The following is a 22,344-nucleotide window of genomic DNA, read 5'->3' on the forward strand; positions in this document are numbered from 1 at the left end:
CTGTACTCACCGTGAAAGGGTGATGTCCTAGGCCTCTAGACGAAGGGGACAGAAATCTGTTGCAAGCAACGTTTCCGTCTATTGCTGCGAAGTCCGCCATTCTAACAGAACTTTCGCAAATCTGAAGCACTTTTTTTACTGCCGTCGTGCCCCAGGAATTCTGGTGGAGCTAAGCGGGATCGAACCGCTGACCTCTTGCATGCCATGCAAGCGCTCTCCCAGCTGAGCTATAGCCCCGAATACTCGGTACTGCTTAATCGCATTCCCCACGAGGAAACGATTATGTTTCGATTTTTTGAAGCCATAAATCGGTGGCCTCGGGTAAATCAAAAGACGATTATCAGATAATCATCTTTCACCCAAATAAAAACCCGCTTGGTTTCACCCAAGCGGGCTCAGTACTGGCGGAGCGGACGGGGCTCGAACCCGCGACCCCCGGCGTGACAGGCCGGTATTCTAACCAACTGAACTACCGCTCCAGTTTTTTGTTGTAGCGCCCGAAGCATCGCTTCGGGCCGCCACCGGACGTATGATTACGTCCATATTTGGCGTCCCCTAGGGGATTCGAACCCCTGTACTCACCGTGAAAGGGTGATGTCCTAGGCCTCTAGACGAAGGGGACAGAAACTTTGGTGGAGCTAAGCGGGATCGAACCGCTGACCTCTTGCATGCCATGCAAGCGCTCTCCCAGCTGAGCTATAGCCCCATAGTTACTGCCATTTACCACACTTTACTGCTTACTACTACTTGCTTGCCGCCAGATTTACTGCTTTCTGGCGAAGCGGCGATTATAAATCAATCAGCACGTTTTGCAAGTCCCTTTTTCTCGATTTTTCAACCGGGCTGTTTGACTTGCGTCGTGCAGCAGGGAGAACGAGATTATGCTGAAGTCCCGGCCTGAGCGCAAGCCCCTGCCGAGACTTTCTGCACATTTTTATACAACTGCCAGACGGCGCAGTACCGTGTCGCGACCAAACAGTTCGAGCACCGCATCGATACCCGGCGTCTGCAGTTGTCCAGCCACCAGCAGGCGCACCGGCATGGCAAGCTTCGGCATCTTCAGGCCGAACTCGGCCAGCACGGCCTTGAACGTGGCGCTGATGGCCTCGCGCTTCCATTCGGGCAGCGCAGCCAGTTGCGTCGCCAGCGCCTGCAACGCGGGACGGATTTCGTCAGTCAGGTGTTCGGCCTTCAGTGCGGCTTCGGCCTGCGGCTCGCCGCGATAGAACAGCATCGCGGCCTGGGCCACTTCCTTGAGCGTGTTAGCGCGATCCTTGACCAGCGCAATCACGCCGACCAGATCAACACCCTCGACCTTGCCGCCCAGCGCCTCGATAAACGGACGCGTCAGGTCGGCCAGTCGCGTGTTGTCGCCGGTCTTGATGTAGTGGTTGTTCAACCAGGCCAGTTTTTCCGGGTTGTATTGCGCCGGCGACTTGCCAAGGTGTTCGAGGTCGAACCATTCCACGAACTGCTCGCGCGAAAAGATCTCGGCGTCGCCATGCGCCCAGCCCAGGCGGGCCAGATAGTTGAGCACGGCCTCGGGCAGATAGCCTTCGTCACGGTAGCCGGTGACCGGCATCGCACCATGGCGCTTGCTCATCTTCTCGCCCTGCTCGTTCAGCACGGTCGGCAGGTGGGCATAGACAGGGACTTCACCACCCAGCGCGCGGATGATGTTGATCTGGCGCGGCGTGTTGTTGACGTGATCATCACCGCGAATCACGTGCGTGATCTTCATGTCGAGGTCGTCCACCACCACGCAGAAGTTGTACGTCGGCGTGCCGTCGGGGCGTGCAATCACGAGGTCATCGAGTTCATCGTTCGAGATCTCGATGCGGCCCTTTACGGCGTCGTCCCACACCACGCTACCACCGATCGGATTCCTGAAACGGATCACCGGATTCACGCCAGCCGGCGGCTCGGGCAGTACCTTGCCCTCCTCCGGACGCCAGAAGCCGTTGTAGCGCGGCTTTTCTCCGGCGGCACGCTGGGCTTCGCGCAGCGCATCGAGTTCCTCGGTGCTCATGTAGCAGTGATACGCCAGGCCACTGTCCATCATCTGCTGCACGACAGCGCGATAGCGGTCCATGCGCTGCATCTGGTAGAACGGACCCTCGTCGATATCGAGGTCGAGCCACGCCATGCCTTCCAGGATCACGTCGACCGCTTCCTCGGAAGAGCGCTCGACGTCGGTATCCTCGATACGCAGGATGAAGTCGCCCTTCATGCGGCGGGCAAACGCCCACGGATAAAGCGCGGAGCGGATGTTGCCAAGGTGGATGAAGCCGGTCGGGCTCGGCGCGAAGCGGGTGCGGACGCGTTGTGTCATGGTCGGGAGAAACAAAAAGGCCCGCGCACGGAGGCGCGCAGGCCGGATTTCGCTGAACGCCGCATTATACGCCCTGCCCGATTCCAATCCGGCCGTGGAATCATTTATGCTGCCACCGGTCTGAAAACAGGTCGCGTGCGACGGCGCAGCCGGCACGCGGCGCCAGGCGACCCTCCGGTGCCCGGTGCATCGCCTCCGGCATCACTTCCTGAAAGCATTTCATCCCTCGATGCAACGACGAAACTTCCTGGGCGCCTCGGCCGCCATGCTGCTGGCGGCCTGCTCCTTCGGCCCCAAGCCGAACCCGGTCATCCCGACCACCGCCACCACGGCATCGCCCGTTACCGCCCCGCCGCGGCCGTTGCGTATCGGATTGGCGCTGGGCGGCGGCGCGGCACGCGGTTTCGCGCATATCGGCGTCATCAAGGCGCTCGAGGCACAGGGCATTCACCCCGATATCGTCACCGGCACCAGTGCCGGTTCGGTGGTGGCCGCGCTCTACGCAACGGGCATGGACGGCTTCCAGCTGAACAAGCTGGCGCTGACCATGGATGAAGCGGCGATTGCCGACTGGGCCCTGCCGTTCGGTACCAAGTTTGGTGGGTGGCTCAAGGGCGAGGCGCTGCAGAACTACGTGAACCGGCTGGTCAAGAATCGCCCGATCGAAGCCATGAAGCTGCCACTGGGCATTGTCGCCACCGATCTCAAGACCGGCGAGCGCATCGTGTTCCGGCGCGGCAATACCGGCCAGGCGGTACGCGCATCGAGCAGCGTGCCAGGCGTATTCCAGCCGGTGTCGATTGCCGGGCACGACTACGTCGACGGCGGGCTGGTCGAGCCGGTACCAGTGGACGCCGCGCGCGAGATGGGCGCCGATTTCGTGATCGCCGTGAATATCTCGGTCGACCCTTCGAACCAGAAAGCCAACGGGCAAAGCGGCGTACTGCTGCAGACCACGGCCATCATGGGCCAGTCGATCAACAAGATGTCGCTGGCACGTGCCGATGTAGTGATTCGCCCCGACCTGCCCGATATGGGCGGCAGCGACTTTGCGTCGCGCAACCGGGCGATCCTGGCGGGCGAGCAGGCCACCTCGGCGGTACTGGCCACATTGCGCGACAAGCTGGCCGCCGCACGCGTACGTCCGGGTCCGGCCGCGGTCGCCACGCAATGACCCTCAGGGCCACTAGCCAACAATGCTTGTCACCTCAATGCGACAAGGGCAATCTCGCCTGACAGAAATCGTCAGCCACGCTGACAGGCCATGTCACCCTTTGGTGGGGTATTTGTATTGAGATAATGCACCAATACACCAATACGCCAATACGCCCTGTCGGACGCGGCAACAAAAAAGGACTGCATCAAGCAGTCCTTTTTTCGTCCGACCCTAACCGTGATGGTGCCGACGTTCAGCCACCCAGCATCGAGCGGCCCTGCGCATTGGGATCGAAGCGCTTGAGCGTCTCGATCATGCTGCCAGTGCTTTCGACGGAACCACGCGCGGAATCGTCGATGCGGCGCGCGCCGTTGTAGCGCGTCACCCAGTACGAAGCCCGCATGTCATCCACGCGAATCTTGCTGCCGGTAGACGGTGCGTGCACGAACTTGTTGTCGCCGATATAGATGCCGACGTGCGAGAACGTATGGCGCATCGTGTTGAAGAACACGAGGTCGCCCGGACGCAGTTCGCTTTGGGCCACGGTGGTACCCACCTGGCTCATTTCAACGGATCGGCGCGGCAGTACGAAGCCGAAGGTGTCGTTGAACACGTAGCGGACGAAGCCGCTGCAGTCCAGGCCGGATTCGGGGCTGTTACCGCCAAAGCGGTAACGCACGCCAATCAGGCCCAGCGCGTTCATGACCAGGTCGCCAGCCTTGCTGGCAACATTGCTGGTGGAGCTCATCACCGACGACAGCAAGCCACGCTTGCCTTCCGGATGCGCGTCCGTGCTTTCCACACGGGCTTCGATCCGGGCGTCGGGGTCCTTGAACACCGTATCCGCCAGCACACCATTCGACACAGTCGCACCGCAGGCAATGGCTATTCCAATGGCGACGCGCGCCAGGGAATGAAGTACCGTTTGCTGCATTGGTTCTCCTGATGATCGGACAAATCTGACCGGCAAATCAGACAAAGCCGGACAGCGTGAAAACATCAGGGCGGAACGTACGCAAGAAGTACGCCAATGCGACTGCACCAGCCGCGTGCAACATCGACCTTCCCCAAGGTCTGCATGCGGCGGACGAACCACCCCCGAAAAAACTTATCGCGAGATAGTAAAAGACACACCCTTGACGTGTCAAAGATGGTTACAACTTTCTCGCAATTCGTTGGTAAATCAATGTACTAGCGTCAAAAACGCATCTTTATTCTCGGAATCTTTATAAGCATTCCGTGTTACATCACCATGACGAAGCGTGCTGCGGCGCACATCATTCAGGCGCTGCCCAGGTGGGCGGCCGCCATCAGCTTGCGCGTATACGGGTGCTGCGGTGCACCGAGCACGGTCTCGGTCTCGCCCGATTCCACCACTTCACCATTTTTCATCACGATCACTCGGTGCGCCATGGCACGGATAACGGCCAGATCATGGCTGATAAACAGGTAGCTCAGGTTGTACTTGTGCTGGAGCTGCGACAACAGCGCCAGCACCTGCTGCTGGATCGACACGTCCAGTGCGGAAGTTGGCTCGTCCAGCACCAGCACCTGGGGCTTCAGGATCAGGACCCGCGCAATGGCAATGCGCTGGCGCTGCCCGCCCGAAAACTCATGCGGATAACGACCCAGCGCGGTGCGGTCGAGGCCAACTTCGCGCAGCGCCTCGATCACACGTTCACGCATCGACTCCTTCGACAGGCCTGGCTGGTGCAGCGCCAGCCCCTCCCCCACGATCTGCTCAATCGTCATGCGTGGCGACAGGGAGCCGAACGGGTCCTGGAACACCACCTGCATCCGCTTGCGCAGCGAGCTGCGCTCCTTTTGGGTGCACGCGTCGAAACTGCGGCCCAGGAACTGGATCGCCCCGCTGCTCTTGCGCTGCAGCGCCAGCACCGCGTGCGCCAGCGTAGTCTTGCCCGACCCCGATTCGCCGACGATGCCAACCGTCTCGCCTTCGCGCAGCTGCAGCGTGACATCCTTGACCGCGGCAAACGCATCCTTGCCAAACCAGCCGGCAAACCCGGCACGCTTCTTCTGGTAGTTGACGCACAACGCGTCGGTCTCCAGCAGCACCGGCGCCAGCGGCACCAGCGGCAACACCTCGCGCCTGGGCCGGCTGTCGATCAGCTTGCGCGTGTATGGGTGGCGCGGATTGGCAAACACCTCGGCGGTCTCGCCGGTTTCCACCAGCACGCCCTTCTCCATCACGCCCACGCGCTGCGCAAAGGCCCGCACCATATTCAGGTCGTGCGTGATCAGCACCACGGCCATGCCGAACTCAGCCTGCAGGCTGCGCAACAGATCCAGGATCTGCGCGCGGATGGTCACGTCCAGCGCCGTGGTGGGCTCGTCGGCCAGCAGCAGTTTGGGGCGGCAAGCCAGCGCCATGGCGATCATCGCGCGCTGCCGCTGGCCGCCCGACAACTGGTGCGGGAAGCTGTTGAAACGGTTGGCCGCATCGCTGATGCCGGTGCGCTCGAGCAGGGCAATGGCCCGATCGCGCGCCGCGCGGCGGTCCAGCCCCTCGTGCAGCGCCAGCGTTTCCACGATCTGGTTGCCGATCGTATAGAGCGGGTTCAGCGCCGTCATCGGCTCCTGGAAGATCATGGCGATTTCCGACCCTCGGATGCGGCGCATCTCGCGGTCGGATACCTGCATCAGATCCTTGCCCTCGAAGCGGATCGCCCCCTGGTAGTGCGCATCCTCGACGAGGCGCAGCATCGCCAGCGCCATCACGGTCTTGCCCGAGCCCGACTCGCCAACCAGTGCATAGCGCTCGCCAGCACGCAGGTCGAAGCTCACGTCGCGTACCGCGCGCGTGGCGTGCTCGCCCTCACCGAACGTGACCGACAAATGGTCGACGCACATCAGTTGCGTACCCGGCGCGGGTGCCGGCGCCGATGTCAGCGGATCGAAAACCGGTGTCATGGCGCTCACGGCGTAGCCTCCGCTGCGGTGCTGCCGGCCGGCACCTTCGGTTCCACCCGGCCGCGCAGTTGGGCCAGGCCCAGGCGCGTGTCAAACGCATCGCGCAACGCATCGCCCATGAACGTGAGCAGCAGCAGCGTTACCACCAGTACCGCAAAGGTCGACAACGAAATCCACCATGCATCGAGGTTGCCCTTGCCCTGCGCCAGCAGTTCGCCCAGGCTTGGCGTAGTTGGCGGCACGCCCAGGCCCAGGAAGTCCAGGCTGGTCAGCGCCAGGATGGCAGCACTCATGCGAAACGGCAGGAACGTGATCACCGGCGTCAGGCTGTTGGGCAGGATATGGCGCCACATGATCTGTACATTCGACAGGCCCAGCGCCCGCGCCGCCTTCACGTAGTCGAGCGAACGGTTGCGATAGAACTCGGCGCGCACGTAGTCGGACAGCCCCATCCAGCCGAACAGCGACAGCAGGATGATCAGCAGCGCCAGGCTCGGCTCGAAGATCGACGCGAAGATGATCAGCAGGTACAGCTCGGGCATCGAGCTCCAGATCTCGATGGCGCGCTGCGAGAACAGGTCGAAGCGTCCACCGAAAAAGCCCATCAGCGCCCCGGTCAGCGTGCCCACCAGCACGCCGATGATGGTCAGCGCCAGGCCGAACAGCACCGATACCCGAAAGCCGTACAACAGCCGCGCCAGCACATCGCGGCCCCGGTCGTCGGTGCCGAGCCAGTTGTCGGCCGACGGCGGCGCCGGGTTCGGTTCCTTGGCGAAGTAGTTGATCGAATCGTAGGAGTACCGGTTCGGCGGGAACACGGCAAAGTTGCCATTGGTCGTGATCCGGTCGCGGATAAACGGGTCCAGGTAATCGGTGGGCGTGGCGAAATCGCCATCGAATCTGGTTTCCGGATAGACCTTGACGATCGGGAAGTAATAGTCGCCCTTGTAGCGGACCACAAGCGGGCGATCGCTGGACAGCAGCTCGGCACACATGCTCAGCACGAAAATCGCCACGAACAGCACCAGGCTCCAGTAGCCCAGCCGGTTGCGGCGAAAGCGCTGCCATGCGCGCTGGCGCGGCGACAGCGAATGCGGCAGGCCATTGGGGACGGCGGCGGACTTGTAGCCGAATTTCATCGGTGCGTCCCTTCGAAGTGAATACGGGGATCGACCATCACGTAGCAGACATCGGAGATCAGGCGCGTCACGAGCCCGATCAACGTGAACAGGTACAGCGTGCCCAGCACCACCGGGTAATCACGGCGCAGCACCGCTTCATAGGACAGCAGGCCCAGGCCATCGAGCGAGAACAGCGTCTCGATCAGCAGCGAGCCGGTAAAGAACGCGCCGATGAACGCGGCCGGGAAACCGGTGACCAGCGGAATCAGCGCATTGCGGAAGACGTGCTTCCAGAGCACGCGCCGCTCCGACAAACCCTTGGCACGCGCGGTCAGTACATACTGCTTGCGGATTTCCTCGAGGAACGCGTTCTTGGTCAGCATCGTCACCACGGCAAAGCTGCCCACCACCGAGGCGGTGATCGGCAACACCAGGTGCCACAGGTAGTCCATGACCTTGCCCATCATCGACATCTGTTCCCAGTCGTCCGAGGTCAGGCCACGCAGCGGGAACCACTGCACGAACGTACCGCCGCCAAACAGCACCAGCAGCAGCACCCCGAGCACGAAGCCCGGAATCGCATAGCCTACCAGCACGATCATGCTGCTGATGACATCGAATCTGCTGCCCGCCCGGATCGCTTTCGAGATGCCGAGCGGCACCGATATCAGATAAGTCAGGAAAAAGGTCCACAACCCCAGGCTGATCGACACCGGCATCTTGGACTTGACCAGTTCCCAGACACTGCGGTGCTGGAAATAGCTCTGGCCAAGGTCGAACTGCGCAAACCGCTTGAGCATCATGAAATAACGTTCGAGCGGCGGCTTGTCGAAGCCGTATAGCGCCTGGATCTCCTTGATCTTGTCCGGATCGACGCCGCGCCGGCCACGGTACTCCGCGCCGCCACCGCTGGCTTCGCCCGCGCCGCCCCGGCCCTTGAGCTCCATCATCATCTGTTCGACCGGACCGCCCGGCACGAACTGGATCACGACAAAGGTAAGCGTGATCACCCCGATCAGCGTCGGGATCATCAGCAGGATTCGCTTCAACAGATAGGCAAGCATTGGCCGTCCGTGTTCTGGATGTCTGGATTACTGGGTCTTGGGCGCCAGGTCGCTGCGCCACCAGTTGGAGAGGATCCAGCCCTCCGCGGTGTAGAAGTACGGCAGGCGCGTCGGGTAGGACATCTCCTTGCGGTACGCCACACGGTGAAAGGCACTGTACCAGTTTGGCACGATGTAGTACCCATGCATCAGCACACGGTCAAGCGCGCGGCCGGCCGTAACCAGTTCTTCGCGCGTCTCGGCATGCAGCACGGCGTCGACCAGCTTGTCCACCGCCGGCGACTTCAGGCCGAACAGGTTGTCCGAGCCCGGGGTGGCGGCGGCTTCAGCCGAGAAGCGGTCGCGCAGTTCGTTGCCCGGGCTTTGCGAGTCGGGAAAACGTATCGACACCATGTCGAAGTCGAAATCTTCCAGCCGTTTCTGGTACAGCGCGAAATCGGTGGTGCGCTGGTGCACCTGGATGCCAAGTTTTTCGAGGTTGCGCACATAGGCCGTGATGACCCGGCTCATGGCACCGCCATCGTCAAGGAACTCGAACACCATCGGCTCGCCCTTGGCGTTGCGCAGTGCACCATCCTCGTAGGTCCAGCCGGCCTGGGCCAGCAGGCGGCGCGCTTCGCGCAGGTTGTCGCGCAGCGTGCGCGTCGGACTCGTGGAAGGCTGCACCACGTCGGCGCCGAACACCTCCGCCGGCAACTGGGTGCGCAGCGGCTCCAGCAGCTTCAGTTCGCCCGCGCCAGGCTTGCCGTCGAAGGTGGTGCTGGCGGCCAGCTCGCTATTCGAGAACCAGCTGTCGAGGCGCTTGTATGCGCCGTAAAACAACTGCCGGTTGAGCCATTCGAAGTCGAGCGCGAGGATCAGCGCCTGCCGCACGCGCACGTCCTGGAACATCGGCTTGCGCATGTTCATCACGAAACCCTGCATGCCGGCGCCATTGCGGTGCGGGAATTCGGTCTTGATCAGGCCGCCGTCGCGGAACCTGGTGCCAACGTAGCTCTTGGCCCAGTTCTTCGAGCGGTATTCGACGATGGCGTCGAACTCGCCGGCCTTGAAGGCCTCGAGCTTGGCCGTCTCGTCCTTGTAGAGGCGATAGACCACGCGTCCGAAGTTGAAGGTGCCCTGCCGCACGGCCAGGTTCTTGCCCCAATAGTCGGGATTGCGCTGGAACACGATGCCACGGCCGGCATCGTAGCGCTCGATCTTGTACGGGCCGCTGGTAATCGGCTCCTCGAACGTCAGCTTTTCGAACGGTACCTTGGCGGTCCACTTCTTCGAGAACACCGGCAACTGGCCTACGATCAGCGGCAACTCGGCGTTCCGTTGCTTGAAATCAAACCGGATCGACCGTTCGCCAGTCACCACCACCGACTTCACGTCCATGCACATGCTGCGATAGCCCGGGCTGGCCGCCTTGCTCATCAGCATGTCATACGAATACTTGACGTCCGACGCCAGCACCGGATCGCCATTGACGAAGCGTGCCTCGGGACGGATATGGAAGGTGACCGACAACTGGTCGGGCGCCACGGTCACGTCGTCGGCCAGCAGGCCATAGGCACTGGCGGTTTCGTCGGCGCTGCTGATCAGCAGCGTCTCGAACATCAGCGCGGTCAGCCCCGGTGCCGAGGTCCCTTTCAACGTGAACGGATTGAACTTGTCGAAGCTGGTGCGACGGTCGGGGTTGGCAAGCGTCAGCGTGCCGCCCCGTGGCGCGTTCGGATTGACGTATTCGAAATGCGGGAAGTCAGCCGGGTACTTGAGGTCCCCGTGAAGCGCGAAGCCGTGGGCGGCAAACCCCGCTACGGGAAAACCCGCAGCCAGCACGATCGACAGCGCCAGCCCCCATTGCACTACCGCGCGGCGACGGAAGCACTGCCTTGCCGCCCTGAGCGGCCAACGTGCATGAATCAGCATCCGGTTGCAGACCTCCACAATGCCCGAGACGGCCCGGCGGCTTGTGGCCGGGCGAAGTTGTGCGACAATTTTACATGCGTTCGGGTGGCCGCCAGCCATCCGGACATTCCCTCTACGCGGCGCAACAAACAGTGCACCGGATACGGGCCATTGCATGAAGCATGCCCGTCCTCACTTACATCTTGGAGAATCTATGGGATTTCTGGCCGGCAAGCGGATCCTGATCACGGGCCTGCTTTCGAATCGTTCGATCGCCTACGGCATCGCCTCGGCTTGCAAGCGCGAAGGCGCGGAACTGGCTTTCACGTATGTGGGTGAACGCTTCAAGGACCGCATCACGGACTTCGCCAAGGAATTCGGCTCCGACATGATCTATGACTGCGACGTAGGCAGCGACGAGCAGATCGCCGCCACCTTCGCCGCATTGGGGCAGCGTTGGGAGAAGTTCGACGGTCTGGTGCATTCGATCGGTTTCGCACCGCGCGAAGCCATCGCCGGCGACTTCCTTGACGGCCTGTCGCGCGAAGGCTTCCGCATCGCGCACGACATCTCGGCCTACAGCTTCCCGGCACTGGCCAAGGCCGCGCTGCCGCTGCTCAACGACAAGTCGTCGCTGCTGACGCTGACGTACCTGGGCGCCGAGCGCGTGGTGCCGAACTACAACACCATGGGCCTGGCCAAGGCATCGCTGGAAGCCAGCGTACGTTACCTGGCCTCGTCGGTCGGCCCGAAGGGCATCCGCGCCAACGGCATCTCGGCTGGCCCGATCAAGACGCTCGCCGCCTCGGGCATCAAGGACTTCGGCAAGCTGCTCAAGCATTTCGAGGACGTGGCCCCGATGCGCCGCAACGTGACGATCGAGGAAGTCGGCAATGTGGCCGCCTTCCTGCTGTCGGACCTGGCCAGCGGCGTGACCGGCGAGATCACCTACGTCGACGGTGGCTACAACATCATCGGCACTTCGGTCGAAGAGTAAGGTTCAGTAAGCATCTGCTTGCAAACCCACGAAGCGCCCCAACCGGGGCGCTTTTTTCATGCCTGGGCCACGGCCTCGATCACGGCCACCGCGCGCGCCGCCGCCGGTGACAAGGTCCGCTGGGCCAGCCGCACGATGGCGAACTGCATCGTGATCTCGGGCAGCTCTGGAATGTCCAGCGCCACCAGCCGCCCGGCCTCGACCTCTTCGCGCACCGCGCGCACCGGTGCCAGTAACAATGCATCGGCATGACGCACCAGATGCGTGAGCGCCCTGAAATCATTGCTTTCGACCTGGAACGGCAGGTCCTCGCCAGGCTTGCAACGCAGCAGCTTGCGCAGCCGTCCATGCGTCTCGGGCGGGAAGACCACCGACACCAATGCCGCTTCGCGCAGTGCTGCCAGCGAGACCGCCGCTGCCGCCAGCGGATGTCCGGCGCGTGCAAATACGCCGCCAGGCCCGGCCGGCAGCCGCACCACATCGAGTTCGGTGGCGGTCGGCACGGTGCTGTGCTCGATCACCACGAAATCCACCTGTTCGGCCTGCAACGCATCGAGCAAGGCGCCGGGATGGCTGACTTCGGTGGCAATCCGCAGCTTGGGCCACTGCCGATGCAACTGGCATAGCAGCTCTGGCAGCAGGATTGCCGCCGGAAACGCGCCGAGGCCGATCTGCACGCTGCCGATCTCATGCTGCCTGACCAGCGTCAGGTCGCGCGCCAGGCAGCCCGACTCGAACAGGATGCGCCGCGCGCGCTCGGTCACCATGCGGCCCACCGCGGTCAACGTCACGCCGCGCGCGCCGCGATCCAGCAGCACCACGCCGGCTTCCTCCTCCAGCGCCTGGATGCTGCGCGTCAGGGCTGGCTGGCTCAGATGTACGCGCCGCGCCGCCGCCGCGAGCGAGCCCTCTTCCGCCACCGCCACCAGATGTTCGAGCCGTTTCAGGTTCATATGCCAATATGCATCCAACGCATTGCTGCGATACGAAATTTGCAATTGAATTATATGTGCGGGACGCTTCCAATAGACGCTTCGTCCAATCTGGAACCGCCCTCTCATGCGCCTTGCCCGCCCAGTCATGCTGGCCACCGCCGCCCTGACGATGTCAGCCGCCGCGTTGGCAGGTCCGAATCCGGCCACCCCGCTCACCGAACAGTCGAATGCCGAATGGCTACGCAAGCTGCCATTTACCGATCGCGCCGACTTCGACGATGCACGGCGCGGACTGGTGGCGCGCTTCCCCGAACGCACGATCAGGAATGCCGATGGCAAAGTGGTATGGGATTTCGACGCCTACGCATTCGAAGCCGCCGCCGATGCGCCACGGACGGTGAACCCGAGCCTCTGGCGCCTGGCGCAGTTGAACAACGAAGCCGGCCTGTTCAAGGTAACGGACCGCGTGTATCAGGTACGCGGCGCCGACCTGGCCAATATGAACATCATCGAGGGCGACACCGGCCTGATCATCATCGACACGCTGCTTACCGCCGAAACGGCCCGCGCGTCGCTCGATCTCTACTACGCCCACCGCCCGCGCAAGCCGGTACTGGCCGTGATCTACACCCATAGCCACGTCGACCACTTTGGCGGCGTGCGCGGCATCGTCAATGAAGCCGACGTCAAGAGCGGCAAGATCGATATCCTGGCGCCGCATGGTTTCATGGAGGAGGCCGTCAGCGAGAACGTGCTGGCGGGCAACGCCATGAGCCGTCGTGCGCAATACATGTACGGCACGCAGTTGCCGAAGACCGCCACGGGCCAGGTCGATACGGGCCTGGGCAAGGCCACCGCTCGCGGCACCATGACGCTGCTGGCACCCACCACGCTGATCACCAAGCCGATCGACACGCGCCGCATCGACGGCGTCGACTTCGAGTTCCAGCTCACGCCCGGCACCGAGGCGCCGGCGGAAATGAATGTCTATCTGCCGCAGTTCCGCACGCTGTGCATTGCCGAAAACGCGGTACGCACGCAGCACAACGTGCTGACACTGCGCGGTGCGCAGGTGCGCGATGCCAAGGGCTGGTCGTACTTCCTGGGTCAGTCGCTGTTGCGCTACGGCGAGCGGACCGACGTGCTGATTGGCCAGCATCACTGGCCGACCTGGGGCCGCGAGCGCATCGTGGAAATGTTGTCCGACCAGCGCGACATGTATGCGTACCTGAACGACCAGGCGCTGCGGCTGATGAACCAGGGCTACACGCCGCTGGAAATCGCGGACCAGTTGAAGACGCTGCCGCAGCCGCTGGCCAGCAAATGGTATGCGCGCGACTACTATGGATCGGTCAGCCATAACGTGCGTGCCGTGTACCAGCGCTACCTGGGCTTCTACGACGGCAACCCGGCCCACCTGAACCCGCTGCCGCCAGAGCAGACCGCGCAGAAGACCATCGAATGGATGGGAGGCGCCGAGGCGGTGCTCGGCAAGATGCGCGAGGCCTATGCGCGCGGCGAGTATCGCTGGGTCAGCCAGATCGGCAATCAGCTCGTATTTGCCGATCCTGCGAACACCACGGCCCGCGCGCTACAGGCCGATGCCCTGGAGCAGCTTGGCTACCAGAGCGAAAATGCGACCTGGCGCAATATCTACCTGACTGGCGCACAGGAATTGCGCGAAGGCGTACAGCCGCCGGGCGTGGGTGCCACCAGTTCGTCGGACCTGATCCGCGCGCTGACGGTGCCTAATTTCTTCGACTACCTTGCCGTTCGCCTGAACGCCGACAAGGCTGCGGGCAAGACCATCACGCTGAACTGGCAGTTCACCGACCTGCGCCAGCGCTATGCGATGACACTGCGCAACAGTGCGCTGACCTATGTCGCCGAAGCCCAGCATGCGCAGCCGACCGCCACCGTCACGCTGACCAAGGCCACGCTCGACCAGATCAGCCTGAAACAGCTGACGCTGCAGCAGGCCATGCAGTCGGGTGCGATCCGGATCGACGGCAACCCGCAAGCCGTGGCAGGCTTGTTCGGCATGCTCGACAATTTCGATCCGAACTTCAATATCGTGACACCGCACGGCTACCGCAAATAACCAGCCGCGGAGGAGACAGGCATCCATGAGCGAAACAAGTTTCGACTACATCATCGTTGGCGCCGGTTCGGCAGGCTGCGCGCTGGCTGGCCGCCTGGCCGACCAGCCAGGCGTTACGGTCGCCCTGCTTGAAACGGGCCCCGACGACCACCATCCGAGTGTCTGGACTCCGCTGGCCATCGCCCGCACCGTCCCGAATCCCGGCCCGCGCAACTATGGTTTTCGCACGGTGCCGCAGCCCGGCCTCAACGGCCGCCCCTCGTATCAACCACGCGGACGCGGACTGGGCGGCAGCTCGTCGATCAATGCCATGCTCTATGTGCGCGGCCATCGTAGCGACTATGACCGTTGGGCCGAACTTGGTTGCGACGGTTGGGGTTATGAAGATGTGCTGCCGTACTTCCGGCGCAGCGAATGCAACCAGCGCAACGCCGGCCGCGACGATGCGTGGCATGGCGGCAGCGGTCCGCTGCATGTGAGCGACCTGCGCACGCCCAATCCGTTCTCGCGCCGCTTTGTTCAGGCGGCGGCCCAGGCCGGCGTGCCGCTCAACAACGATTTCAATGGCGCCGAGCAGGAAGGCGTGGGGCTGTACCAGGCTACCCAATACAACGGCGAACGCTGGAACGCGGCACGTGCCTATCTGCATCGCGGCAATCGTGCCGATACGGGACACAACGGTGGTCGCCAGAATTTGCGGGTCATGATCGACACGCAAGCGCTGCGCATCGTATTCGAAGGCAAGCGCGCGGTTGGCGTGGAAGTGGTGCGTGGCGGACAGAAGCAAACGCTGCGTGCACGGCGCGAGGTGATCGTCAGCGGCGGCGCGTTTCATTCGCCGCAACTGCTGATGGCTTCCGGCATCGGGCCAGCGGCGCATCTGCGCGATGTGGGCGTGGAGGTCGTGCACGATCTGCCCGGGGTTGGCCAGAACCTGCAGGATCACCTCGACGTGATTATCGGCAAGGCGGTATCGTCGTGGCATCTGTACGGGTACTCGCTGCGCGGCGTGGCACGCATGGCCGGCGAAGCCATGCGTTACCGATGGCACCGCACCGGCATGCTGGCCTCGCCAGTTGCCGAAGCCGGTGCGTTTGTCAGGACACGCCCCGGCCTGACCGCACCCGATCTGCAACTGCATTTCGCCCCGGCAATGCTGGGCAATTCCAATGGGCTGCGCAATGGCCGACCCGGGCATGGCTACTCGTGCCACGCATGCGTGCTGCGCCCGGAAAGCCGCGGCACCGTGCAATTGCAATCGACCGACATGCGTGAGGCACCGCTGATCGATCCGCGCTTTCTTTCGGCGCCATCGGATCTGGACGGCATGGTGGCCGGCGTCAAGCTAATGCGCAAGATCTTCGCGCAGGCCGCATTGGCCGACGCGGGCGGAAGCGATTCACTGACCACGCTATTGGGCCCCGGCGAGGGCGACGATGCCGCCATCCGCGACTTCGTCCGCACGCACGCCGACACCATCTACCACCCGGTGGGTACCTGCAAGATGGGCGTCGATGCAATGGCCGTAGTGGATCCGCAACTGCGCGTGCATGGTGTGGACGGACTGCGCGTGGTGGATGCATCGGTCATGCCAACACTGATCGGCGGGAACACCAATGCGCCAACGATCATGATTGCGGAACGGGCGGCGGATTTGCTGAGGGTCTGAGTTGTACTACCCTCTCTCATTTCACGTGCGCAGGAGAGGGTAGACCACCGTACGCTCCAATCAGAACTGGTCAAAGAACGCGCGCGCCGCGCGCAGGCAAAACGGCGCCACAAGCGAACCGTGATAGGCCTCGAGCACCTCCGCCATACCACCGTCCTTCGCGCCCCCTGCCACGGCTTGCGCCGCGACGCCCGCCTTCGCACTGGCAAACCCCTGCTTGAGCGCGGCATAGGGATCGGTCGGGCCTGCGATCGGCGCATCGACATCGAGCACGCTGGTCAGTCCGGGCCGCACGTTCGCCGCAGTCCAGTATGCCTGCTGCACGGTGGCATTGAAGAAGAACACTGTGGGATCGTCGTGCCCGCCACACATCTGCACCGGCGCACGCGGCAGCCAGTTGCGCAGGTCGTTGCGCTTGAAATCGATTCGCAACGGATGCGTGGGCCGTACCGCTGCCTTCATGCTTACCGATGAATTCGGGAAAGCCCCATCCGGATTCACCAGCGCATCGTTCAGCAACGCCAACCGATAATCGTTACGAACGAGATTGGCATTGCCGAATCCGAGCTTGAACAACGGCGTCAGTTCGGGGGGCACTAGTGGCGGCGCCAGCGGCGGTGTCAGTGACGCAAACCGATCGGCAGGCGGCACGCTACTGAACAGTTGCGAGGCCGGCAGCTTGCCCTGTCCGATCAAGGTTTCGATTGGCAGCATATTGGGCAACAGACTGCCTATGCCAGGCGCGTATGCAGCCTCATAGATTTGGCCAGGGTTGCTGTAGAGATTGCCATATGCGCGCTGGTAGCTGGTGGTCACCAGTATCGAAAACACCGTGGCGCCAATGCCGACCTCCCCCGCCACCAGCGCGTCTCCCATGGCCGCCAATGCGTACGGGCCCGAACCCGGCGCCGAAGCGGTCACGGGAATACCCAACTGCTGTAACAGGCGATGCGTCGCCATCGCCACGAAGCCGCCTTGCGAGTATCCGGTGATGAACAGCTTGCCATTTGGCCGCGCTGGCTTTCCATTGCCGCTGCGCGGCAATGCAATGAGCGCGGCAGTTGTTGCCGCCGCCATGTCGACCGATTGCTGCGCCGCATTCAGGTACGGGTGATAGCCGAGATCCGATCCCGCATACCCGGCATAGTTGCTGGCGATGACGATGTAGCCCTGGGCCGCGTACATTGCGGCAATACTGATGCCTTCGCCGGCACCATCGCCATTGCCAGGGTCGGTTTGCGTGATGTCGGCGATGTTGTACTGCCGGTATGTGGTGGTGCCATGCGCATAAAGCAGGATCGGACGCGGACCGCTGCACGCCGCCCCGCCGGGGATCATCAACGCAGCGCTGGCGGTGGCAGGCTCGCCTGCGCCACCGACGGTTCGATAGCGCAGTGTCACGACCTCGATATCGCATTTGGGCGCGCCAGCCACCTGCAGCAACTGCCGTCCGTCCTCAGTGGCGTTGAGCAGCGCGGACAGCTGCTGCGCTCCCAGTTTCAGGGTGCTCTTCTGGCTCAGCATGTCGCCGCCGCGCATACGGCACGCACCCTCGTCGCAAAAATCCGGGGTCTGGGCAGCCGCGCCCAACGTGACGCAGGCCAATGCCATGCATCCAATCAACAAGGTCGCACGCATATCGGGTCTCCTCCCATCCCTGGCAGTCTTGATGCTGCAGGCAATGTGCGGAGTGTAGGTAAACGCATGCGCACCGCCAATCGAATGCATGCTTGCACGCGAACGGCTCGGCCCGGCGCTTCGTCAACGAAACATCTTCAACTTTGTGCAGATCAGAATTCAATGAAGACGTGACCTGCTACGCGCCTTCGAGCCTGGCCTTGAGATGTTGCACCGCTTCCAGGGACTCGTCGTCGATCTGTTTGCGCAATGCGGCCCAGTTCAGTATCGAGAACAGCAAGGTAGGCGCGCGGTATGTAAATTCGCGCGTGAAGCGCGTACCAGCACCGTCCGGGGTCAGCGTGTACGCAACCGTTCCAGCCTTCCTGCCATCGATCTCTCCGTCGATGACCCACGCCACGGGTGCCCGGCGCTCGGCCACGGTCCAGACCACTGTGCCCTCGCGTCCAGCCACGCGAAAGGCTTCGGTTACCTGCTCGCCAACCTGCAGCGAATGATCGGTGGCGCCCTGCACGGCAAGCGAGGATGGATGCCATGCCGGCCAGTTGGCTGGCGTCGACACATACTCGAATACCTGCGCAGGCGCCCGGTTGATCGTGACTTCGCTGTGGATCCGCGTCATCGGCTGCCAGGGCAACGGCACGAACAGCAGCAGCGCGATGGCAGCGATGACAATGAAGGCACGCAGGAATGGCTTGCGGATCGGCATGGTGGAAGACACAAGGCGGAGGTTGCGCCTGACCACTATAGCCACTGAATTGCACTATGGCGCTATGCCACCATCGCGCGGCGTTCGTCCTCGTCGAGCAGCGGACCGTCCAGCGTGACGCGGGAATCGTCGGTACGGAATTTCCGGATGATCGGCTTCAGCTCTTCCTTGACATGCGCTTCGCTGTAGCCATTGAACAGATGTCCGATCAGGCCGCGGCGCAGGTCCGACGTGCCCATGATGTAGTCCGCGATCGGGAACGTGAGGTTCATGTTGTACTTCATCATGATGCCCATATTGTGATGCGCGGTATGGTGCCGGCGGATGGTGTTGATAAACGGCATATTGCGCACGAACCAGTTGTCATGCACATGGCAGCAGTAGTGAAAGGTCTCGTAGACCAGGTATTGCGCCACCATCGTGATGAACACGAAGTAGCCGGCGTTGGCATTGAAGATCACTGACGCCAGGTAGCCCAGCCCGCCACCGCCCACGCCCAACGTGGCCAGGACGCGCCACGGGAAGAACACGATGCGGAATTCGCGCGAGGTATCGATGGTCGGTTCCTGGTCGGTGAAATACTGGTGATGCTGGCGCGTATGGCGCTCGTAGATGGCGCGCAGCGCGAACACGTCGATGCGGCGATGCATGACATGGCGGTGCATGAACCATTCGACAAAATTGCCGGCCAGGAATACCGGCAAGATCAGCGCCCACTCCCAGGTGACATCGTGGAGTCGCTGGATTGCCCAATACAACGCGGCGATGCCCACGCCATAGATCACCGTGATATGCAGCACACCGTTGTAGAGCGGGTGGATATCGGACTTGTACTGCTCCCTGAACTTGCGTTGACGTTCAGTCATCATGATGCGTCTCCAGAAAAAGCATACCGAACTAACATATTAGTTGGATATAAAAATGCATCGACCCAAAAAATGCCCCTGGTGGCCAGGGGCGCAGTTGATGATTGATGCCTGAGTCACTGCGATACTTCTTCGAGCGCCTTGCCGCGCGTTTCAACGCCCAGTGCAAGCACCACGGCCGCCGCCAGTGCGAACGACAATGCGCCAAGCGTGAACACACCGCCCTGCCCCGTCACCGGCAACAGCACGCCGACCAGATACGGGCCGACCAGTGAACCGATTCGGCCAATCGACGAGGCAAAGCCGGCACCGGTGGCACGTGAACGCGTGGGATAGAGTTCCGGCGTATAGGCATAAAGCACCGACCACATTCCGAACAGGAAGAACTGCATGCAGAGACCTGCCGCAATCAACTGCTCCACCGGCACCCGATGCACTGCCGCCTGGCCATAGGCATAAGCGGCCACGGCACTACCAAGCAGCATCAGCGCGCAGGTTGGCTTGCGCCCCCACTTCTCGAGCAGCCATGCGGAGAACATGAAACCGGGAATGCCGGCCAGCGAGATATAGACCGTGTAGAGCACCGATTTTGTGACCGCGTAGCCGGCCTGCTGCAGCAACGCGCCAAGCCAGGTGGTCAGTCCGTAGTAGCCCAGCAGCGCAAAGAACCAGACCGACCACAGCATGATGGTGCGGCGTGCATAGGGGCCTGACCAGAGTGCCATGAAGCGCGCCTTGCGATCCGCCGGCGGCGCACTCGCGAACGTTGCCGCCACCGCCGGCAAGGGCCGGCCCCACGCGCGTTCCACCCGCTGTTCGATACCGGCCATCACCGCGTCGGCCTCGCCTTTGCGACCCACGTCTTCGAGCCAGCGTGGCGACTCCGGCACCATGCGCCGCACCACGAACACGAACACGGCAGGCACCGCCAGTGCGATGAAAATGCCGCGCCAGCCAATCACGGGCAACAACAGGTAAGTCACGGCGCCGGCCGCGATAAACCCGATCGGCCAGAACCCTTCCAGAATGGCCACGTACTTGCCCCGGCTCTTGGCCGGCACGATTTCCGACACCATCGACAGGCCAATCGGAAACTCCATGCCCATGCCGAATCCCAGCAGCACGCGGTACAACATCAGCGCGGTCACGTTGTCCGCCAGCCCGCACATCAGGCTGCCCACACCCCAGAAGATCATGCTGACCTGGAACACCGGCTTGCGGCCGAAGCGGTCGGCCAGCAGGCCTGCTATCGCCGCACCAAGGAACATCCCCAGGAAGCTCGAACTGGCCAGCATGCCGGCTTGCGCCGCGCTCAGTCCGAACTCGGCCTTGATCGAACCGAGCACGAACGTCATGAGCCCCAGGTCCATCGAATCGAAAAACCACGCGGTGGCAATGATGCCGAACAGCGAGCGTTGGTAGCCCGTCATCGGCAATCGTTCCAGTCGCGCCGCAATGCCTGCCTCCAGCCTGAGGGCGCCTGCTGACATATCCATGGTTTGTCTCCTGTGTAGGTAGGACGCGCTCATTGACGGCGCGCTTTGTAATATATTAGTTGGACATTTCTAGTATTCAAGTAATGGTTTACCGCGTGCCGGGCGAACCGCGCCCGCGGCATCGCTGTAAAAGGACTGGAATAAGCGCTACGCCACGCGTCGCTGTTCGCCCGTGGCTGCCTCCGTGACTGCGTCCGTGGACAGTGTCCCGGCCCAGGCGTTGCGAACGATCGCCGCGTAGCGTGCCGGCACATCGGGCACCGGGAAAGCCTTGGCAAGCCGGGTCACGGCCAATGCATCGCGGACCAGGCTGTCGAGGTCATCGTGCGTAATGCCGCAGGCTTCGAGCGTGGCAGGAATGCCCACGGCAGCAACCAGATCGCGCACCACGCCCGGCAGACGCGCCAACGCAACCTCCGGATCTCGCACCTCGGGTTCGAACAAGCGTGCAATGGCCAGCAATTCGTCGCGACGCACATCGCGCAAGGCATCGAGTACATACGGCAACATCACCGCGTTAGTCGTGCCATGCGACAGATGCGTGAGCCCCGCCACCGCATACGCGATGCCATGCACCGCATTGAGACCCGCACTGCCATACGACAGCGCCGCATACAGGCTGGCGTAACTCATGCCGATACGCGCTTCGGTATCGTCGCTGCCACGCTGGTAACTACGCAGCAGGAAGCTGGTGCACAAGCGGATCGATTCGTGCGCAAACAGCATCGTCAGCGCATTGCGGCCGCTATAACCGGGGTCGGGATCGTTGCCCCGATCAAAGCGTGCCGAATCGAGCGTCAGGTAGGACTCGATCGCATGGGTCAGTGCATCGATACCCGCATCTGCGGTCACCCGGGGCGGGCATGTGTAGGTGAATTCTGGATCGATCAGGGCCACGCCGGGCCGCAAGCGGTTGTCCATCACCGCCACCTTGGTGGCATTGTCGGGGTCCACCAGGATCGCGCCGGGCGTGGCCTCGGACCCCGTGCCAGCAGTGGTGGGCATGGCCACCAGCGGCAGGACCGGCGTCGCGGCATCGATGCCGCCAATAAAGGTTCGCACCGGCTGGCCCGCAACCAGCGTCAGACAAAGTGCCTTGGCCAGGTCGATGTTGCTGCCACCGCCCAGTGCAATCACATGGTCGACCGGCTTGCCGCCCAACCGCGCGCGCACGGCGGCCGTCGCTGCGTCGCATAGCGTAGTGGTGGGGTCAGGCATGCCGCCGTCGTAGACCATCAACTCCACGCCATGGGCACGCGCCTGCTCGACCAGTTCCGCCACCCACGGTGTTGAACTGGTGAAGAACGTATCCGTCACCAGCAAGCCATGCCGATACCCGAGCCGCCGCAGCAACGGCGGCAATTGCGTCCGGCAACCCGCGCCCATCACCAGCCGCGCGGGCGCGCAAAAATATACAAGGTCCTCCACTCTCATGC

At 62.7% G+C, this 22,344-nt stretch carries 16 protein-coding genes and 4 tRNA genes; 4 read left to right on the forward strand and 16 right to left on the reverse strand.

Annotated features, from left to right (window positions below):
* Nucleotides 1-161 precede the first annotated feature (161 nt).
* The 5 genes from ACO550_RS37510 to gltX form a co-directional block, all read right to left on the reverse strand.
* Nucleotides 162-237 (reverse strand) — tRNA-Ala (locus tag ACO550_RS37510).
* Nucleotides 238-402: 165 nt separating this feature from the next.
* Nucleotides 403-479: transfer RNA gene (locus tag ACO550_RS37515), tRNA-Asp, on the reverse strand.
* A gap of 67 nt (nt 480-546) precedes the next feature.
* A tRNA-Glu gene (locus ACO550_RS37520) sits at nt 547-622 on the reverse strand.
* Between the two features lie 8 nt (nt 623-630).
* Nucleotides 631-706 (reverse strand) — tRNA-Ala (locus ACO550_RS37525).
* A 228-nt stretch (nt 707-934) separates the two neighbouring features.
* Complete coding sequence (gltX, locus tag ACO550_RS37530; protein WP_315597893.1) at nt 935-2,332, reverse strand: glutamate--tRNA ligase; 1,398 nt, start codon at nt 2,330-2,332, stop codon at nt 935-937.
* A gap of 229 nt (nt 2,333-2,561) precedes the next feature.
* Here gltX and ACO550_RS37535 point away from each other — a divergent pair, with 229 nt between their 5' ends.
* Nucleotides 2,562-3,506: a patatin-like phospholipase family protein gene (locus tag ACO550_RS37535; protein WP_315597894.1), complete on the forward strand. Its 945-nt coding sequence runs from the start codon at nt 2,562-2,564 to the stop codon at nt 3,504-3,506.
* Nucleotides 3,507-3,741: 235 nt separating this feature from the next.
* Here the strand turns inward: ACO550_RS37535 and ACO550_RS37540 are convergent, their stop codons facing one another.
* From ACO550_RS37540 to ACO550_RS37560, 5 genes are all read right to left on the reverse strand, one after another.
* On the reverse strand, nt 3,742-4,422 hold the full coding sequence (locus ACO550_RS37540; RefSeq protein ID WP_315597895.1) for an NlpC/P60 family protein: 681 nt from the start codon (nt 4,420-4,422) through the stop codon (nt 3,742-3,744).
* 347 nt (nt 4,423-4,769) lie between these two features.
* Nucleotides 4,770-6,419, reverse strand: coding sequence for a dipeptide ABC transporter ATP-binding protein (locus ACO550_RS37545; protein WP_315597920.1), 1,650 nt, complete (start codon nt 6,417-6,419; stop codon nt 4,770-4,772).
* Nucleotides 6,420-6,424: 5 nt separating this feature from the next.
* A complete protein-coding gene (locus ACO550_RS37550) occupies nt 6,425-7,558 on the reverse strand; it encodes an ABC transporter permease subunit (protein WP_315597896.1) in 1,134 nt (377 codons plus the stop codon).
* On the reverse strand, nt 7,555-8,604 hold the full coding sequence (locus tag ACO550_RS37555) for a microcin C ABC transporter permease YejB (RefSeq protein ID WP_315597897.1): 1,050 nt from the start codon (nt 8,602-8,604) through the stop codon (nt 7,555-7,557). The genes ACO550_RS37550 and ACO550_RS37555 overlap by 4 nt, the downstream gene beginning before the upstream one ends.
* Before the next feature lie 27 nt (nt 8,605-8,631).
* Nucleotides 8,632-10,518, reverse strand: coding sequence for an ABC transporter substrate-binding protein (locus ACO550_RS37560; RefSeq protein WP_315597898.1), 1,887 nt, complete (start codon nt 10,516-10,518; stop codon nt 8,632-8,634).
* 193 nt (nt 10,519-10,711) lie between these two features.
* Here ACO550_RS37560 and fabI point away from each other — a divergent pair, with 193 nt between their 5' ends.
* Nucleotides 10,712-11,494: an enoyl-ACP reductase FabI gene (gene fabI, locus ACO550_RS37565; RefSeq protein ID WP_315597899.1), complete on the forward strand. Its 783-nt coding sequence runs from the start codon at nt 10,712-10,714 to the stop codon at nt 11,492-11,494.
* Between the two features lie 56 nt (nt 11,495-11,550).
* Here fabI and ACO550_RS37570 read toward each other — a convergent pair whose 3' ends face one another.
* A complete protein-coding gene (locus ACO550_RS37570; protein WP_315597900.1) occupies nt 11,551-12,447 on the reverse strand; it encodes a LysR family transcriptional regulator in 897 nt (298 codons plus the stop codon).
* A 106-nt stretch (nt 12,448-12,553) separates the two neighbouring features.
* Here ACO550_RS37570 and ACO550_RS37575 point away from each other — a divergent pair, with 106 nt between their 5' ends.
* A complete protein-coding gene (locus tag ACO550_RS37575; RefSeq protein ID WP_485995144.1) occupies nt 12,554-14,530 on the forward strand; it encodes an alkyl/aryl-sulfatase in 1,977 nt (658 codons plus the stop codon).
* A gap of 25 nt (nt 14,531-14,555) precedes the next feature.
* Nucleotides 14,556-16,199: a GMC family oxidoreductase gene (locus ACO550_RS37580; protein WP_315597902.1), complete on the forward strand. Its 1,644-nt coding sequence runs from the start codon at nt 14,556-14,558 to the stop codon at nt 16,197-16,199.
* Nucleotides 16,200-16,259: 60 nt separating this feature from the next.
* On the opposite strand, the gene ACO550_RS37585 is transcribed toward ACO550_RS37580, so the two are convergent.
* From ACO550_RS37585 to ACO550_RS37605, 5 genes are all read right to left on the reverse strand, one after another.
* Entirely contained in the window at nt 16,260-17,837 is a 1,578-nt protein-coding gene (locus ACO550_RS37585; protein WP_315597903.1) for an alpha/beta hydrolase, read from the reverse strand.
* A 178-nt stretch (nt 17,838-18,015) separates the two neighbouring features.
* Nucleotides 18,016-18,546 (reverse strand): SRPBCC family protein, encoded by a 531-nt coding sequence (locus ACO550_RS37590; RefSeq protein ID WP_315597904.1) that lies wholly within the window; start codon nt 18,544-18,546, stop codon nt 18,016-18,018.
* A gap of 62 nt (nt 18,547-18,608) precedes the next feature.
* The gene (locus ACO550_RS37595) at nt 18,609-19,415 is read right to left on the reverse strand and encodes a fatty acid hydroxylase family protein (RefSeq protein WP_315597905.1); all 807 of its coding nucleotides are present in this window, start codon (nt 19,413-19,415) and stop codon (nt 18,609-18,611) included.
* A 113-nt stretch (nt 19,416-19,528) separates the two neighbouring features.
* Nucleotides 19,529-20,908, reverse strand: a complete 1,380-nt coding sequence (locus ACO550_RS37600) for an MFS transporter (protein WP_315597906.1) — start codon at nt 20,906-20,908, stop codon at nt 19,529-19,531.
* A gap of 147 nt (nt 20,909-21,055) precedes the next feature.
* Nucleotides 21,056-22,342: an iron-containing alcohol dehydrogenase gene (locus tag ACO550_RS37605; protein WP_315597907.1), complete on the reverse strand. Its 1,287-nt coding sequence runs from the start codon at nt 22,340-22,342 to the stop codon at nt 21,056-21,058.
* Between the last annotated feature and the right edge of the window lie 2 nt (nt 22,343-22,344).

The sequence above is a fragment of the Cupriavidus sp. genome (assembly GCF_057315035.1).

What these genes read in the sequence shown, in the direction of transcription:
- ACO550_RS37600 (WP_315597906.1), bottom strand. Translation starts at nt 20,908, where the DNA reads ATGGATATGTCAGCAGGCGCCCTCAGGCTGGAGGCAGGCATTGCGGCG.
- fabI (WP_315597899.1), top strand. Translation starts at nt 10,712, where the DNA reads ATGGGATTTCTGGCCGGCAAGCGGATCCTGATCACGGGCCTGCTTTCG.
- ACO550_RS37605 (WP_315597907.1), bottom strand. Translation starts at nt 22,342, where the DNA reads ATGAGAGTGGAGGACCTTGTATATTTTTGCGCGCCCGCGCGGCTGGTG.
- ACO550_RS37590 (WP_315597904.1), bottom strand. Translation starts at nt 18,546, where the DNA reads ATGCCGATCCGCAAGCCATTCCTGCGTGCCTTCATTGTCATCGCTGCC.
- ACO550_RS37555 (WP_315597897.1), bottom strand. Translation starts at nt 8,604, where the DNA reads ATGCTTGCCTATCTGTTGAAGCGAATCCTGCTGATGATCCCGACGCTG.
- ACO550_RS37545 (WP_315597920.1), bottom strand. Translation starts at nt 6,419, where the DNA reads ATGACACCGGTTTTCGATCCGCTGACATCGGCGCCGGCACCCGCGCCG.
- ACO550_RS37535 (WP_315597894.1), top strand. Translation starts at nt 2,562, where the DNA reads ATGCAACGACGAAACTTCCTGGGCGCCTCGGCCGCCATGCTGCTGGCG.
- ACO550_RS37550 (WP_315597896.1), bottom strand. Translation starts at nt 7,558, where the DNA reads ATGAAATTCGGCTACAAGTCCGCCGCCGTCCCCAATGGCCTGCCGCAT.
- ACO550_RS37595 (WP_315597905.1), bottom strand. Translation starts at nt 19,415, where the DNA reads ATGATGACTGAACGTCAACGCAAGTTCAGGGAGCAGTACAAGTCCGAT.
- gltX (WP_315597893.1), bottom strand. Translation starts at nt 2,332, where the DNA reads ATGACACAACGCGTCCGCACCCGCTTCGCGCCGAGCCCGACCGGCTTC.
- ACO550_RS37580 (WP_315597902.1), top strand. Translation starts at nt 14,556, where the DNA reads ATGAGCGAAACAAGTTTCGACTACATCATCGTTGGCGCCGGTTCGGCA.
- ACO550_RS37560 (WP_315597898.1), bottom strand. Translation starts at nt 10,518, where the DNA reads ATGCTGATTCATGCACGTTGGCCGCTCAGGGCGGCAAGGCAGTGCTTC.
- ACO550_RS37570 (WP_315597900.1), bottom strand. Translation starts at nt 12,447, where the DNA reads ATGAACCTGAAACGGCTCGAACATCTGGTGGCGGTGGCGGAAGAGGGC.
- ACO550_RS37575 (WP_485995144.1), top strand. Translation starts at nt 12,554, where the DNA reads ATGCGCCTTGCCCGCCCAGTCATGCTGGCCACCGCCGCCCTGACGATG.
- ACO550_RS37585 (WP_315597903.1), bottom strand. Translation starts at nt 17,837, where the DNA reads ATGCGTGCGACCTTGTTGATTGGATGCATGGCATTGGCCTGCGTCACG.
- ACO550_RS37540 (WP_315597895.1), bottom strand. Translation starts at nt 4,422, where the DNA reads ATGCAGCAAACGGTACTTCATTCCCTGGCGCGCGTCGCCATTGGAATA.